The sequence below is a fragment of the Magnetospirillum sp. XM-1 genome (genome assembly GCF_001511835.1).
GTDB lineage: Bacteria > Pseudomonadota > Alphaproteobacteria > Rhodospirillales > Magnetospirillaceae > Phaeospirillum.
Genome location: NZ_LN997848.1, coordinates 1998540 through 2013599 on the forward strand (window position 1 = coordinate 1998540; position 15060 = coordinate 2013599).

Below are 15060 nucleotides of genomic sequence, written 5' to 3' on the forward strand. Positions count from 1 at the left end.
GAACAGTGTCTCCCAGCGAAATCAATCCCCGTGACTTCACCGCCGCCTCGTTCCGCGATCCCCTGGAGCGGGCGATCAACGAATCCGCCGAGGCCCTGCTGAAGCAGCAGCGCGAAGACGGCCACTGGGTGTTCAAGCTTGAAGCCGACGCCACCATCCCGGCCGAATACGTGCTGTACCTGCATTATCTGGACGAGCGCGACCCCGAACTGGAGAAGCGCATCGGCGTCTACCTGCGTGAAATCCAGGAAGACCACGGCGGCTGGCCGCTGTTCCATCGCGGTGATCTGAACATCAGCGCCTCGGTGAAGGCCTATTTCGCGCTCAAGGCCATCGGCGACGACATCGACGCGCCGCACATGAAGAAAGCGAGGGAGGCCATCCTGGCCCATGGCGGCGCCGCCACCGCCAACGTCTTCACCCGCACCCTGCTGGCGCTGTTCGGGCAGATCCCCTGGAAGGGCGTGCCCATCATGCCCGTCGAGATCATGCTGCTGCCGCGCTGGTTCCCCTTCCACATGGACAAGGTCAGCTACTGGTCGCGCACGGTCATCGCGCCGCTCACCGTCCTGATGACCAAGCGGCCCCAGGCCCGCAATCCGCTGGGCATCCATATCCAGGAGCTGTTCGTCACACCGCCGGAGAAGGTCACCAACTGGTATCTCGAGCCGGTGCGCTCCAACTGGGCCTATCTGTTCCGCGGCATCGACATGATCTTGCAGAAGGTCTACCGCTTCTTCCCCAAGTCGGTGCAGGACAAGGCCATCGAGAAGGCGGTGGCCTTCGTCGACGAGCGCCTGAACGGCGAGGATGGCTTGGGCGCCATCTTCCCGGCCATGGTCAACGCCGTGTGGATGTACGACGTGCTGGGCGTGCCCAAAGACGATCCCCGCGTGGTGATCGCCAAGCAGTCCATCCGCAATCTGGTGGTCGAGGAAGGCGAGCGCGCCTGGGTGCAGCCCTGCCTGTCGCCCATCTGGGACACGGCGCTGGCCACCCACGCCATGCTGGAGGTGGGAACGCCCGAGGCCGACGCGGCGGTGCGCAAGGCCGCCGACTGGATGGTGGCCCGCCAGATCACCGACGTGGTGGGCGACTGGGCGGTGCGCCGCCCGGGTCTCGCCCCCGGCGGCTGGGCCTTCCAGTACAACAACCCCCATTACCCCGACGTGGACGACACCGCCGTGGTGATGGCGGCCTTGGACCGCATCGATCCGGTGAAGTACGCCGAGCCCATCGAGAAGGGCAAGGTGTGGATTCAGGGCATGCAGTCCGAGGGCGGCGGCTGGGGCGCGTTCGACGCCGAGAACACCAGCTACTACCTCAACCACATCCCCTTCGCCGACCACGGCGCGCTGCTCGACCCGCCCACCGCCGACGTGTCGGCCCGCTGCGTCTCGGTACTCTCGGTGCTGGGCGAGCGGGGCAAGGACAAGGTGGCGCACGAAGGCGTCGACTACCTGCTGCGCGAGCAGGAGGCCGACGGCTCGTGGTTCGGCCGCTGGGGCACCAATTACGTCTACGGCACGTGGTCGTCCTTGTGCGCGCTCAACGCCGCCGGCCTGCCCCACGACCATCCCGCCTTCCGCAAGGCGGTCAAGTGGCTGGAATCCAAGCAGCGCGAAGACGGCGGCTGGGGCGAATGCGGCCGGTCCTACTGGGACGACCAGCCCAGGGGCATGGGCGGCCCCTCGACGCCGTCCCAGACCGCCTGGGCGGTGCTGGGCCTGATGGCGGCGGGCGAGACCAACAGCCCGGCGGTGGCCAAGGGCATCGACTACCTGATCCGCACCAGGAACGAGGAAGGCCTGTGGGACGAGGAGCATTACACGGCGGTGGGCTTCCCCCGCGTGTTCTATCTGCGCTACCACGGCTATCGCCAGTTCTTCCCCGTCTGGGCCCTGGCCCGCTACCGCAACCTCACCACCGGCAATGCCGGTCCCGTGATGCATGCCCTCTGACCACGCCTTTCCCGAAACCTGCTGGGGGCCGGGACTGGGCAAGGGCGCCCGCGTGGGCGTCATCGTCGGCATGACCAGCGAGGGCGCCCTGCTGCCCGCCGGCACCCATTGGGCGGCGGCGGGCGGTGTGACCCGGCGGGTTACCGAATTGTCCGAGAAATTGCTGGCCGAAGGCGCCGAGGGGCTGCTGTCGTTTGGCATCGCCGGCGGACTCGACCCGGCGCTCGCCCCCGGCGACGTGGTGGTGGGTTCTTCCGTGCAATGGGAGGGCGAGACCTACGAGGCGGACGGCGTGTGGAAATGCCGTCTGCTGTCGGGCATTCCCTTCTCGCGCTCAGGCATGGTGGCGGCGGTGTCGCGCATCGCCGCCAGCCTTGAGGCCAAGCGCGCCCTTTATGAGGGCGGCGCGTCGGTGGTGGATATGGAAAGCGGGGCCATGGCCAAGGCCTGCACCCGGGCGGGCAAACCCTTCGCCGTCCTGCGCGCCGTGGCCGATCCGGCCGATCGGGGATTGCCCAAATCGGTGTTCGTGGGGCTGGCCCCCGATGGTTCGCCCCGGCCCTTGGCCGTCATGGGGGCGCTGTTGCGCCGCCCATGGGAATTGCCGGGACTGATCCGGGTCGGTCTGGACAGCCGCGCCGCCCTAGTTGCCCTGGGAGACGCGGTGAAGGTTGTTGGCCCGTCCCTCGGTGTGTAGCATTTCCAGGTTCTTGGCCATCAGTTCTTCGTAGTTGTTGATGGCCGGGCGCTGCTTGTCCAGCGGCAGGTCGGGGGCGAAGGGGCCCTCGGTCTTGGGACCGCGCAGCGCCACCATGGCGGCCTTCAGCGGGTTGCTGATGGTGTCCATGACGGCGGTGGCCTCGTAGCCCGAATGGACCATGCAATCGGCGCACTTCTCGTACTTGCCGGTGCCGTAGGACTCCCAGTCGGTCTCTTCCATCAGTTCCTTGTAGGTCTTGGCGTAGCCCTCGCCCAGCAGGTAGCAGGGACGCTGCCAGCCGAACACGTTGCGGGTCGGATTGCCCCACGGCGTGCACTGGTAGGTCTGGTTGCCGGCCAGGAAGTCCATGAACAGGGACGACTGGGTGAATTCCCACTTCTTGCCCTTGCCCAGGCGGAACAGCTTGCGGAACAGCTCCTTGGTGGCGCGGCGGTTCAGGAAGTGCTCGGTATCAGGCGCGCGCTCGTAGGCGTAGCCGGGCGACAGCGTGATGCCGCCGATTCCGATGGACTTGGTGTAGTCGAAGAACGCCGCCATGCGCTCGGCATCGGCGTTGTTGAACAGGGTGCAGTTGATGTTGACCTGGAAGCCGGCCGCCTTGGCCGCCTTGATGGCCGACACCGCCTGGTCGAAGGTGCCTTCGCGCGACACGGCGCGGTCATGGTCCTCGCGGTTGCCGTCCAGGTGGACGGTCCAGGTGAAGTTCTTGTGCGGCTTGAAGCTGTCGAGCTTCTTTTCCAGCAGCAGCGCGTTGGTGCAGACGAAGACGATCTTGCCGCGGGCCAGGGCGCCCTCGACGATCTGGTCGATCTCGCGGTGCAGCAGCGGCTCGCCGCCGGCCAGCACCACCACGGGAGCCGGGCACTCGTCGATGGAGGCCAGCGCGTCGGCCACCGAGATGCGGGAATTCAAAATAGCGTCGGGATAGTCGATCTTGCCGCAGCCCGCGCAGGTCAGGTTGCAGCGGAACAGGGGCTCCATCATCAGGACCAGCGGGTAACGCTTGTTGCCCACCAGGTGCTGCTTGACGATGTAGGAACCGATCTTGATGGACTGGTGAAGGGGAACGCCCACGGGGTAAACCCTAATTCTGCCTCGACGCGCCGCCCCCCGGCTCCGATGGCCGGTCGGGAGGCGGGCGGATCATACAGGCCGGAGTTGGAAAGTTTCAACGGTTTAAGGAATGTGGGCTTTGCCGGGCAGGGGTGGCGAGGCCGGATGAGGGGGGCGTCTCCCGTTTCTGCGGTCCTGGAAATGTGCTATGGTCGTTCCCATGAACAAGATGCTGGAACAGGCCATCGCCCGGTTGGCGATGCTGCCCGAAGCGGAACAGGAAGCCTACGGCCTTCAGCTCCTGGCGGAGATGGAGAGCGAGCGCGGCTGGGACGAGCGGTTCGCCAAGTCCCAGGACATGCTCGGCGCCCTGGCCGCACAGGCGCGCTCGGAGGCGGCGCGGGGCGATGTGTTGCCCTACGACCCGTCCGACCGCCCGGCCCAGTGATTTCCCGCACCACCCGGACGTTCTGGAAATGCTTCGACGCCCTGCCTTCCGAGGCGCGGCGCCAAGCGGTGCGGGCCTATGTCCTGTGGCGCGCCGATCCGTTCCATCCCAGCCTGCGGTTCAAATGCGTTTCCGAAACCCATGGCGTGTGGTCGGCCCGGATCGGCCTGCATTGGCGGGCCTTGGGGACCAGGGACGGGGATGCCGTCATCTGGTTCTGGCTCGGCTCTCACGCCGATTATGATCGGCTCATCGGCTGAGGCGTCCTTAAGCCGCGTCCTCGTTGTCCAGCGCATAGCCGGCGGCGCGGACCGTGCGGATGATGTCGGTTTCGGTGTCGCAGTTGAGCGCCTTCCTCAGGCGGCGGATATGGACGTCCACGGTGCGCGGCTCCACATAGATGTCGGGGCCCCAGACGGCGTCCAGCAATTCCTCGCGCGAGAACACGGTGCCCGGGTGTTGCAGGAAGAACTGCAGCAGGCGGAATTCGGTGGGGCCGAGATGGATGGCCTTGCCGCCCCGGGCCACCCGATGGGCGGCGAGATCCATGGTGATGTCGCCCCAGGCGATCTGGCCCTTCTGGCTGACCGGCTGGGCGCGGCGCAGGAGGGCGCGCACGCGGGCCATCAGTTCGGGCAGCGAGAACGGCTTGGTGAGGTAATCGTCGGCGCCGGTGTTCAGGCCCCGGATCTTGTCGCCTTCCTCGCCCCGGGCGGTCAGCATGATGATGGGCAGTTCGCGGGTGGCGGGCTTGCGGCGGATCTGGCGGCAAATCTCGATGCCCGACAGCGAGGGCAGCATCCAGTCCAGCAGCACCAGGTCGGGCTTGCGCTCGGCCAGCATGGTCAGCGCCTCCTCGCCATCGCCGGCCTCGGCGACGCGATAGCCCTCCTTCTCCAGGTTGTAGCGCAGCATGGTGGCCAGCGCCGCTTCGTCCTCGACGACCAGAACCAGGGGCTTGGAGGGATTGGCGGTGTCGCGGGCGGTCATTCAGGTGCTCCGAGCGCAGCGCCCTTGGGCCGGTCGCCCTTAGGCTGGGTGCCGAGAATCTGGAAGTGCAGGGTCTCGGCGATGTTGGTGGCGTGGTCGCCGATGCGTTCCATGTTCTTGGCGATGAACAAAAGGTGGGTCGAGGCGGTGATGGTGCCGGAATCTTCGGTCATCTGGGCGATCAGGTCGCGGAAAACCGTATTGTAATGGGAATCCACCTCCTCGTCGCGTCCCCAGACGCCGATGGCCTTTTGCAGGTCCTTGTCCACATAGGCGTCCAGGATGTCCTTCAACAGCGCCAGCACCAGTTCGCCCAGCCGCACCACGCCGGCGGTCTTGGGCGTGGCGGCGATCTGGTTGAGCACCAGGGTGCGCTTGGCCAGGTTGGCGGCGTAGTCGCCGATGCGCTCGATCTCGCCCGAGATGTTCAAGGCCGCCACGATGTGGCGCAGGTCGCCGGCCATGGGCTGGCGCAGCGCCAGCAGGCGCACGGCGAAGGAATCCACCTCGTGGTCCAGTTCGTCGATACGGCAATCGCTGTCGATCACCCGTTGCGCCAGTTCGTCGTCGCGCCGGGCAAGCGATTGCAGCGCCGCGCCCAGCTGGGCCTCGGCCAGACCGCCCATGCGGGCGATCATGCCCGACAGGTGGGCCAGCTCGTCGTCGTAGGATTTGACTGTGTGATCAGACATATCAACCGAACCGTCCGGTGATGTAGCCCTGGGTCAGGGGCTCCTTGGGGTTGGTGAAGATTTCCTCGGTGCCGCCCACCTCGATCAGCTTGCCCAGGTGGAAGAAGGCGGTGCGCTGCGATACGCGGGCCGCCTGCTGCATGGAGTGGGTGACGATGACGATGGTGAAGTTGTCGCGCAGTTCGTCGATCAGCTCTTCCACCTTGGCGGTGGCGATGGGGTCCAGCGCCGAGCAGGGCTCGTCCATCAGGATCACCTCGGGCTGCACGGCGATGGCGCGGGCGATGCACAGGCGCTGCTGCTGGCCGCCCGACAGGCCGGTGCCGGATTCCGACAGGCGGCTTTCCACCTCGGCCAGCAATCCGGCCTTTTCCAGGCTGTTCATGACGATCTCGTCCAGCTCGGCCTGGTCGCGGGCCAGTCCGTGGATGCGCGGCCCATAGGCCACGTTGTCGTAGATGGACTTGGGGAACGGATTGGGCTTCTGGAACACCATGCCGACCCGGGCGCGCAGTTGCACCACGTCCAGCGAGCGGTCGTAGACGTCGCTGCCGTCCAGGGTCAGCGAGCCGGTGACCTTGGCGCCGTCCACCATGTCGTTCATGCGGTTGATGCAGCGCAGGAAGGTGGACTTGCCGCAGCCCGACGGCCCGATCAGCGCCGTGACCTCGCCTGCCGGGATGTCGAGATCGATGTCGTGCAGCGCGTGCTTGTCGCCGTAATGGACGTTGAGGCCGCGGGCGGAGATCTTGGACGTGCCGCGGGGAATGAACTGGTTCATGGGTCTACCACCGACGTTCGAATTTCTTGCGCAGCCAGATGGCCGCCATGTTCATGGTCACCAGGAACAGCAGCAGCACCATGATGGCCGCCGAGGTCTTCTCGACGAAGGCGCGTTCCGAGCTGCCGGCCCACAGATAGATCTGCACCGGCAGCACCGCCGAGGGGTCGAGCGGGCTCTTGGGGATGTCGACGATGAAGGCCACCATGCCGATCATCAGAAGGGGCGCGGTCTCGCCCAGCGCGCGCGCCATGCCGAGGATGGTGCCGGTCAGCATGCCCGGCATGGCCAGCGGCAGGACGTGGTGCGCCACGATCTGCAGGGGCGAGGCGCCCAGCCCGGCGGCGGCCTGGCGGATGGAGGGCGGCACGGCTTTCAGCGCGGCGCGCCCGGCGATGATGATGGTGGGCAGGCAGATCAGCGCCAGCACCAGCCCGCCCGCCACCGGTGACGAGCGCGGCAGGTGGAAGACGTTGAGGAACACCGCCAGGCCCAGCAGGCCGAACACCACCGAGGGGACGGCGGCCAGATTGTTGATGTTGACCTCGATCAGGTCGGTCCAGCGGTTCTTGGGCGCGAATTCCTCGAGATAGACGGCGGTGGCCACGCCTAGGGGGAAGCTGACCGCCAGGGTGACCAGCAGCGAGAAGAACGAGCCGACCACCGCGCCCCAGATGCCCGCCTGCTCCGGCGCGCGGGAATCGCCGCCGGTGAAGAACAGGGTGTTGAAGGTCTTGCGGACCTGCCCGGCCCGCTCCAGCTCGGCCAGCCAGCCCAGCTGGCGCTCGTTCAGCGCGTCGCCCGACTGGCCCTTGACCACCATGTCCAGCTTGTCCGAGGCCAGCAGCCAGACCACCGCCTTGCCGCCGATCAGCGACGGATCGGCCGTGACCATGCGCCGCAGCTGATCGCCTCCCATGGTGCTGACCAGGGCCGAAAGATCGCGCCGGGCGCCGCGATCGGCGTCGGGGGCCAGACGGGCGGACAGCGAATTGCGGATCAGCGCGGCGTAATCGGCGGACTCCAGCACGTCCGCGGCCCGCGTGCCGTCGGGATCGATCACCTGCGCGTCGAAGGTGATCTCGATGGCGACCTGGGTCTGCAGGAAGCCGGTCCAGCCCTTGGCGACGATGGTGCCGAGCAGCAGCACCAGGAAGCCCGCCGAAATCAGGATCGAGGCCAGGCCGAGGACGCGGAAGCGCCGCTCGGCGGCGTAGCGCCGCTTCAGGCGGGACGCCACGGTTTCGGCGGTACGCGCCGCCACGGAGATCTCTGTCATCTCAGTCATACTTTTCCCGATACTTCTGCACGATATGCAGGGCGATAACGTTCAGCCCCAGGGTGATGGCGAACAGCATCAGGCCAAGGGCGAAGGCGGCCAGGGTCTTGGGGCTGTCGAATTCGGTGTCGCCCACCAGCAGGGTGACGATCTGGACGGTGACGGTGGTCACCGCCTCCAGGGGATTGGCGGTCAGCTTGGCCGACAGGCCGGCGGCCATGACCACGATCATGGTCTCGCCGATGGCGCGGGACACCGCCAGCAGCACACCGCCGACGATGCCGGGAAGCGCGGCGGGCAGCACCACCTGGATGATGGTTTCCGACCGGGTGGCGCCCAGGCCGAAGGCGCCCTCGCGCAAGGATTGGGGCACGGCGGTGATGACGTCGTCGGACAGCGACGAGATCAGCGGGATCAGGGTGATGCCCATGACGAAGCCGGCGGCCAGCGCGCTTTCCGCCGCCACGTTAAGGCCCAGCGCGCCGCCCACGGCGCGGATGATGGGGGCCACGGTGACCACGGCGAAGAAGCCGAACACCACGGTGGGGATGCCGGCCAGGATCTCCAGCGCCGGCTTGGCGACGGCGCGGACGCGCGGCTGGGCGTATTCCGACATGTAGATGGCCGAGAACAGGCCCAGCGGCAGGGCGACGACCATGGAGATGACGCTGATCAGCATGGTGCCGGTCAGCAGCGGCACCATGCCGAACGCGCCCGTGCTGCCCACCTGATCCGAGCGGGTGGCCATCTGGGGGCTCCAGTTGAGCCCGAACAGGAAGTCGAGGAAGTCCACCATGTGGAAGAAGCGCAGCGCCTCGAACAGCAGCGACAGCACGATGCCCACCGTGGTGAAGATGGCCACGGTGGACGAGGCCACCAGGAAGACGTTGATGGTGCGCTCGACCCGGGGGCGGGCGCGCAGCTCGCGGTGGACGCGGCGCCAGGCGAAGGCGGCCCCGGCGAGCGCCAGGCTCACCGTCACCCCCACGGCGCTGGCGAAACCGGTCTGGTGCAGGCGGTTGTAATGCTCGGCCGCCGCGGCGTAGTCGGGATTGGCGGTGGCGTGCCCCTGGGCGGCGTTGCGGATCTCGTTGATGATGACGTCGATCTGCTCGGCCGGCAGGGCGCGCAAGCCATCGGGCAGGTCGGCGATGACCAGGGCGCGGATCAGGCTGGGCTCGAACACCAGCCACAGGCCCAGGACGGCGAAGGCGGGCAGACCGCACCACAGCGCCACCCACCAGCCGTAATAGCCGGGCAGGGAGTGGAGCGAGCCGGGATGGCCGTCCGCGACGGCGAAGGCGCGCTTGCGCCCCAGCTGGAACGCCAGGGTCGAGATCAGCAGCAGGATTGCGGCAAGGGTGAAGGTCTGCATGGATTGGGGGACCCGGAAAGAATACGGGGGAGGCCTTTGACGGGCCTCCCCCTGTTCGTCGATTACATCTTCAGTTCGCCCAGGTTGCGGGCGTTGGCGGCCTGCTCCTTGCGGGTGGCGTCGGGCGAGGCGATCAGGCCCTTGTCGGCCAGATAACCTTCCTTGCCCCAGGCCTTGTCCGAGGTGAACTCGGTGACGTATTCCTTGACCCCGGGGACCATGCCGACATGCTGCTTCTTGATGTAGAAGAACAGCGGACGCGACACCGGGTACTTGTTGCTGGCGATGTTGTCGTAGGTGGCGACCACGCCGTCCACCGGGGCGGCCTTGACCTTGTCGCGGTTCTGGTCGAGGTAGCTGAAGGTGATCACCCCCAGGGCGCCCGGGTTGGACGTGATCTTCTGCTGGATGACGGTGTAGTTCTCGGACACCTCGATCCAGGCGCCATCCTCGCGCACGGTCTGGCAGGCCTTCTTCTTGGCGGCCTTTTCCAGCGCCTTGATCTCGGGCTGCTTTTCGCAGGCGGGGTCGAGCACCAGCTCCACATAGGCGTCGCGGGTGCCGTGGTTGGGGGCCGGGCCGTAGACCAGGATCGGCTCCTTGGGCAGCGACGGATCGACGTCGCTCCAGGTCTTGTAGGGGTTGGGCACCAGCTTGCCGCCCACCGGGACGTCCTTGGCGGTGGCCTTGTACATCTGCTCGCGGGTGAGCGCGAAGTCGGGGCCGGACTTGGAGTTCATGAACACGATGCCGTCATAGCCGATCACCACCTCGGTGATGCCGGTGACGCCATTCTTGGTGCAGAACTCCACTTCCGATGGCTCGATGCGGCGCGACGCGTTGGTGATGTCGGGGAAGGTCTCGCCGACGCCCGAGCAGAACAGGCGCAGACCGCCGCCGGTGCCGGTGCTCTCGACCACCGGGGTCTTGAACTTGCCGCCCTTGCCGAAGGCCTCGGCGACCGAGGTGGCGAAGGGGTAGACGGTGGACGAGCCGACGATGCGGATCTGATCGCGGGCATGGGCGGCGCCGGCGGTGGCGACGGCAGCCAGGGCGACAGCGGCGACGGCCAGGGTCTTGGTGGACATGGAACCTCCAACGGGAGTGCAACGGGAGTGGGAGAGCAGGCTCCCACGGCCGGCATCCTATCGGCGCTGTGTTACAGTCCCGGGACACGCGCGTGAAGGTTTTGTGACAGGAGTATTAATCGTCTGAAATCAATGGCTTGATGGCTGTAAGCAGGCGTTCGAGGGCGTCCTCGATGCTCCATCCGGCCAGGTTTCCATAGCCCAGGATCAGTCCCGGCGGGCCTTTTGTGACACGGTGAAAGCCTAAGGGGGCGGGGGCCAGGCCGTGGGCCTGGGCGGCGCGGGCGGCGGCGTTCTCGTCGCATCCCTCGGGCAGGCGGAGGATGGCGTGCAGCCCGGCCTCGCCGGCGGCGACCGGCAGGCTGGGGCCCAGGATGCGGGCCGCCGCGTCCAGCAACTGGGTGCGCCGCCGGCCATAGAGGCCGCGCATGCGCCGCAGATGGGCGCCGAAATGCCCCTCGATCATGAAGGCCGCCATGGCCGCCTGGGTCAGCCCGGCCGGGGCCATGTCGGCAACGCGCCGCGCCGCCACGAAGGCGGGCAGCAGCGCGTGCGGCACCACCAGCCAGCCCAGGCGCAGGCCGGGAAACATGCTCTTGGAGAAGGTGCCGAGATAGAGCGTGCGCCCCCATCGGTCGAGCCCCTGCAGCGAGGCGGCCTGCTGCCCCCCGTGGTGAAAGTCGCTGTCGTAATCGTCCTCGATGATCCAGCCGCCCTTGCGCGCCGCCCAGTCGATCAGGGCCAGGCGCCGCGCCAGCGGCATGGTCGCCCCGGTGGGAAACTGGTGGGACGGCGTGACGCAGGCCAGCCGGGCCTGGGGACAAAGGCGCTCGGCCAGATCGGGGTCGAAGCCGGATTCGTCCACCGGCACCGCTAAGGCCTTGGCGCCGGCGGCGCGCAGCACGCCCGACAATCCGCCATAGCAGGGGTCTTCCACCAGCACCGGTTCTCCCGGCTCCACCAGCACGCGGGCCACCAGATCCAGCGCCTGCTGCGAGCCGCCCACCACCATGATCCGGTCGGCGTCGCAGCGCACCGCCCGCGTCCGCCCCACATGCTCGGCGATTGCCCGGCGCAGCGGCGGGTGGCCCAGGGGATCGATGCCGCACATCAGCTCCACCGGCGGCCGCCGCCACAGCCGCCCCAGCACGCGCCGCCACTCGGCATGGGGAAAGGCGGCCAGATCGGGCACGCCGGGGGCGAAGGGCCGCGTCGGATCGCGCACCATCAGCATGGGCGGGGTGGCGCTCCAGGCGGCGACCTTGGTTTCGGGCGGCGGCGGCGGAATGGACGGGCCGGAATCGGCGCGGCCCAGCAGGGGCTGGCGGGCGGCGACGCGGGTGGCCGAACCTTGGCGCGCCTCGGTGAAGCCCTCGGCCGCCAACTGGTCGTAGGCGGCCAGCACGGTGTTGCGCGCCACGCCCAATTGCGCCGCCAGCGAGCGCGACGAGGGCAGGGCGGCGCCTTCGCCCAGCCGTCCGTCCAGGACGGCCTCGCGCAGGGCGAGATACAGGCGGCGGTGCAGGGGCTGGCCGCCGTCGTCGGCGGGCAAGGCGAGGGTGAGGGACATGGTGGCCTCGGAAAGTGGCTCTATCACTATAAAAGAACTGGACCTTTTAATGGAACCACCTGTGGCGCAATGTGGACGGGAAAGGAGAACCCGCCATGCTTGCCTCCACCGAGCGCACCACCTTCCGCCAGCGGCCCCAGCGGGGCAGTTACGATCCCCGCCTGATCGCCGCCATTCTGGACGAGGCGCTTTCCTGCACCGTCTCCTTCGTCGATGAAGGCCGACCGGTCAGTATACCGACCACCCACTGGCGCATGGGCGATCGGGTGCTGTTCCACGGCGGCCAGGGCTCGCGGCTGGGCAAGGCCATGGCGGCGGGCGCCGAATTGTGCGTCACCGCCACCCTGGTGGACGGGCTGGTCCTGGCCCGCTCGGCCTTTCACCATTCCATGAATTACCGGTCGGTCGTGCTGTTCGGCCAGGCCGAGGAGATCACCGACCCGGCGGAGAAGGAGGCGGCCTTCGTCGCCCTGATCGAGAAGCTGATTCCGGGGCGCTATTCCCAGGTCCGGCCGCCGACGCAAAAGGAACTGGCGGCGACCCGCCTGCTGGCCCTGGCCATTGCCGAAGGCTCGGCCAAGGTGCGCTCCGGCCCGCCGGTGGACGACGAGGAGGACATGTCCTGGCCGGTCTGGGCGGGGGTGGTGCCGGTGACGGTGGTGAAGGGCGAGCCCATTGCCGATGGAACCGGTTCGGGCGCATCTTGAGCCGAAGGAGACTTGCCCATGGAACCACGCATCAGCCTGATCACCCTGGGCGTCGCCGATCTGGAGCGGGCGCGGGCCTTCTACGAGAGGCTGGGCTGGCGTCGCAAGGTGGCGGCGGCCCAAGGTGTGGCCTTCTTCCAGATGGGCGGCATGGCGCTGTCGCTCTATCCCCGCGCCGAACTGGCCGCCGATGCCCGCCTGCCGGCCGAGGGCGGCGGCTTTCCCGGTTTCGCCCTGGCCTACAACACGCGAAGCCGGGACGAGGTGGATCGGGTGCTGGCCGAGGCGGTGGCGGCGGGGGCAACCCTGCTCAAACCCGCCGAGGAGGCGTTCTGGGGCGGCTATTCCGGCTATTTCGCCGATCCCGACGGCTTCGCCTGGGAGGTGGCGTGGAATCCGGGATTCGCTTTGGCCGAGGATGGAAGCCTAACGTTGCCGGATTGAGGTCTCCCATCCCGTCATGGCCGGGCTTGACCCGGCCATCCATGGACCCCCGGATCAAGTCCGGGGGTGACGAAAAGAAAACGTGCCTCGACCTGATGCCGATGGATTTCAGCGGCGCAGCGCCGCGATGTTGGCGGCGTAATCCTTGGTCTTGAACACCGCCGAGCCGGCCACCAGGACGTTGGCGCCGGCGGCCACCACGCGGTGGGCGTTGTCGGCGGTGACGCCGCCGTCCACTTCCAGGTCGATGGGGCGCGCGCCGATCATCTTCTTGATGCGGGCGATCTTCTCCAACTGGGCCTCGATGAAGCTCTGGCCGCCGAAGCCGGGATTGACGCTCATCACCAGGACGAGGTCCAGCTTGTCCATGACGTATTCGATGACGTTCTCGGGCGTGGACGGGTTGAGCGACACGCCGGCCTTCTTGCCGAGGCTGCGGATCAGCTGCAGCGAGCGGTCCAGGTGCTTGTCGGCCTCGGCGTGGACCACGATGATGTCGGCCCCGGCCTTGGCGTAGTCCTCGATATAGGGCTGGGCCGGGTCGATCATCAGGTGGACGTCGAAGACCTTGGTGGTATAGGGCCGGATGGCCTTGATGATGGCCGGGCCGAAGGTGAGGTTCGGCACGAAATGGCCGTCCATGACGTCGATATGCACCCAGTCGCAACCGGCCTCGTCGATGGCCTTGACCTCTTCGCCCAGGCGGGCGAAGTCGGCGGAGAGGATGGAGGGCGCGATCTTGACGGTCATGGGCTTGGTCCAGTCCTTAAAAATCGTCATGCCCGGACTTGATCCGGGCATCCATGGGGGACCCCCGGGTCAAGCCCGGGGGTGACGACATGATAGAGATTGCTCAGTTCACCTTGGGAGCCAGGGCGCCCTTGGCGTACAGCGCGCTCATGTCTTCCAGGCCGATCACCTTGATCTTCGATGCCTGGCCGGCGGTGCCGAAGGCCTGGTAGCGGCTCTTGCAGACCTCGACCATGGCGGCGATGGAGGGCTTCAGGTAGTCGCGGGGATCGAACTTCTTGGGGTTGTCGTGGAAGTACTTGCGGATGCAGCCGGTGACGGCCAGACGCAGATCGGTGTCGATGTTGATCTTGCGCACACCGTGCTTGATGCCCTCGACGATTTCCTCGACCGGCACGCCGTAGGTCTCGCCGAGCGCGCCGCCGTAATCGTTGACGATCTTCAGGAGGTCCTGCGGCACCGAGGAGGAGCCGTGCATCACCAGATGGGTGTTGGGGATGCGGGCGTGGATTTCCTTGATGCGCTTGATGGCCAGCACCTCGCCCGTCGGCGGACGGGTGAACTTGTAGGCGCCGTGGCTGGTGCCGATGGCGATGGCCAGCGCGTCCACCTTGGTGGCCTTGACGAATTCGGCGGCCTCGTCCGGGTCGGTCAGCAGCTGGGAATGGTCCAGCTTGCCCTCGGCGCCGATGCCGTCTTCCTTGCCGGCGGTGCCGGTTTCCAGCGAGCCCAGGCAGCCCAGCTCACCCTCGACCGAGACGCCGCAGGCATGCGCGATGTCGACCACCTGCTTGGTGACGGCGACGTTGTAGTCCCAATCGGACGGGGTCTTGCCGTCTTCCTTGAGCGAGCCGTCCATCATCACCGAGGAGAAGCCGGACTGGATGGCGCGCACGTTGACCGCCGGGCTGGTGCCGTGGTCCTGGTGCATGCAGACCGGGATCTGCGGATAGGCTTCGATCGCGGCCAGGATCAGGTGGCGCAGGAAGGGCTCGCCGGCGTATTTGCGGGCACCGGCCGAGGCCTGGAGGATGACCGGCGAATCGGTGGCGGAGGCCGCCTCCATGATCGCCTTGACCTGCTCCATGTTGTTCACGTTGAAGGCGGGAATGCCGTAGCCGTTCTCGGCCGCGTGGTCGAGGAGCTGGCGCATCGAAACGAGGGACATCTTGACTACTCTCCTTCCTGGCGTATTCAGGTC

The 15060-nt window shown here is 67.4% G+C and carries 16 protein-coding genes; 6 read left to right on the forward strand and 10 right to left on the reverse strand.

Annotation, left to right across the window (positions count from 1 at the left end):
• The first annotated feature begins 5 nt into the window (after window positions 1–5).
• Together shc and XM1_RS09315 are read left to right on the forward strand one after the other, a co-directional pair.
• The gene (gene shc, locus XM1_RS09310; RefSeq protein WP_068432901.1) at window positions 6–1961 is read left to right on the forward strand and encodes a squalene--hopene cyclase; all 1956 of its coding nucleotides are present in this window, start codon (window positions 6–8) and stop codon (window positions 1959–1961) included.
• The gene (locus tag XM1_RS09315; protein ID WP_068432903.1) at window positions 1951–2658 is read left to right on the forward strand and encodes a nucleoside phosphorylase; all 708 of its coding nucleotides are present in this window, start codon (window positions 1951–1953) and stop codon (window positions 2656–2658) included. Before shc ends, XM1_RS09315 begins: the two co-directional genes overlap by 11 nt.
• Here the strand turns inward: XM1_RS09315 and hpnH are convergent.
• Entirely contained in the window at window positions 2605–3756 is a 1152-nt protein-coding gene (gene hpnH / locus XM1_RS09320) for an adenosyl-hopene transferase HpnH (RefSeq protein WP_068432905.1), read from the reverse strand. The two genes, XM1_RS09315 and hpnH, sit on opposite strands and share 54 nt — an antisense overlap.
• Before the next feature lie 187 nt (window positions 3757–3943).
• On the opposite strand from hpnH, the gene XM1_RS09325 reads away from it, so the two are divergent.
• Both XM1_RS09325 and XM1_RS09330 read left to right on the forward strand, forming a co-directional pair.
• Entirely contained in the window at window positions 3944–4183 is a 240-nt protein-coding gene (locus XM1_RS09325) for a hypothetical protein (RefSeq protein ID WP_197603110.1), read from the forward strand.
• Window positions 4180–4443, forward strand: a complete 264-nt coding sequence (locus tag XM1_RS09330; protein WP_082700434.1) for a hypothetical protein — start codon at window positions 4180–4182, stop codon at window positions 4441–4443. The genes XM1_RS09325 and XM1_RS09330 overlap by 4 nt, the downstream gene beginning before the upstream one ends.
• A 7-nt stretch (window positions 4444–4450) precedes the next feature.
• Here the strand turns inward: XM1_RS09330 and phoB are convergent, their stop codons facing one another.
• The 7 genes from phoB to XM1_RS09365 form a co-directional block, all read right to left on the reverse strand.
• Window positions 4451–5173 (reverse strand): phosphate regulon transcriptional regulator PhoB, encoded by a 723-nt coding sequence (gene phoB, locus XM1_RS09335; RefSeq protein WP_068432907.1) that lies wholly within the window; start codon window positions 5171–5173, stop codon window positions 4451–4453.
• Window positions 5170–5865, reverse strand: a complete 696-nt coding sequence (gene phoU, locus XM1_RS09340; protein WP_068432909.1) for a phosphate signaling complex protein PhoU — start codon at window positions 5863–5865, stop codon at window positions 5170–5172. The genes phoB and phoU overlap by 4 nt, the downstream gene beginning before the upstream one ends.
• Before the next feature lies 1 nt (window position 5866).
• A complete protein-coding gene (pstB, locus tag XM1_RS09345) occupies window positions 5867–6646 on the reverse strand; it encodes a phosphate ABC transporter ATP-binding protein PstB (RefSeq protein WP_068432911.1) in 780 nt (259 codons plus the stop codon).
• Window positions 6647–6650: 4 nt separating this feature from the next.
• The gene (gene pstA / locus XM1_RS09350) at window positions 6651–7925 is read right to left on the reverse strand and encodes a phosphate ABC transporter permease PstA (protein WP_068432913.1); all 1275 of its coding nucleotides are present in this window, start codon (window positions 7923–7925) and stop codon (window positions 6651–6653) included.
• 1 nt (window position 7926) lies between these two features.
• Window positions 7927–9300, reverse strand: coding sequence for a phosphate ABC transporter permease subunit PstC (pstC, locus tag XM1_RS09355; protein ID WP_068432915.1), 1374 nt, complete (start codon window positions 9298–9300; stop codon window positions 7927–7929).
• A gap of 62 nt (window positions 9301–9362) precedes the next feature.
• A complete protein-coding gene (locus XM1_RS09360) occupies window positions 9363–10388 on the reverse strand; it encodes a PstS family phosphate ABC transporter substrate-binding protein (RefSeq protein ID WP_068432917.1) in 1026 nt (341 codons plus the stop codon).
• Between the two features lie 115 nt (window positions 10389–10503).
• On the reverse strand, window positions 10504–11958 hold the full coding sequence (locus XM1_RS09365) for a PLP-dependent aminotransferase family protein (protein WP_068432919.1): 1455 nt from the start codon (window positions 11956–11958) through the stop codon (window positions 10504–10506).
• A gap of 95 nt (window positions 11959–12053) precedes the next feature.
• Between XM1_RS09365 and XM1_RS09370 the strand changes: the two genes are divergently transcribed.
• Complete coding sequence (locus XM1_RS09370; protein ID WP_068432921.1) at window positions 12054–12665, forward strand: pyridoxamine 5'-phosphate oxidase family protein; 612 nt, start codon at window positions 12054–12056, stop codon at window positions 12663–12665.
• 18 nt (window positions 12666–12683) lie between these two features.
• Window positions 12684–13109 (forward strand): VOC family protein, encoded by a 426-nt coding sequence (locus tag XM1_RS09375; RefSeq protein WP_068432923.1) that lies wholly within the window; start codon window positions 12684–12686, stop codon window positions 13107–13109.
• Between the two features lie 108 nt (window positions 13110–13217).
• On the opposite strand, the gene rpe is transcribed toward XM1_RS09375, so the two are convergent.
• Window positions 13218–13859: a ribulose-phosphate 3-epimerase gene (gene rpe, locus XM1_RS09380; RefSeq protein ID WP_068437680.1), complete on the reverse strand. Its 642-nt coding sequence runs from the start codon at window positions 13857–13859 to the stop codon at window positions 13218–13220.
• A gap of 103 nt (window positions 13860–13962) precedes the next feature.
• A complete protein-coding gene (gene fba, locus XM1_RS09385) occupies window positions 13963–15027 on the reverse strand; it encodes a class II fructose-bisphosphate aldolase (protein WP_068432925.1) in 1065 nt (354 codons plus the stop codon).
• Window positions 15028–15060: the final 33 nt, after the last annotated feature.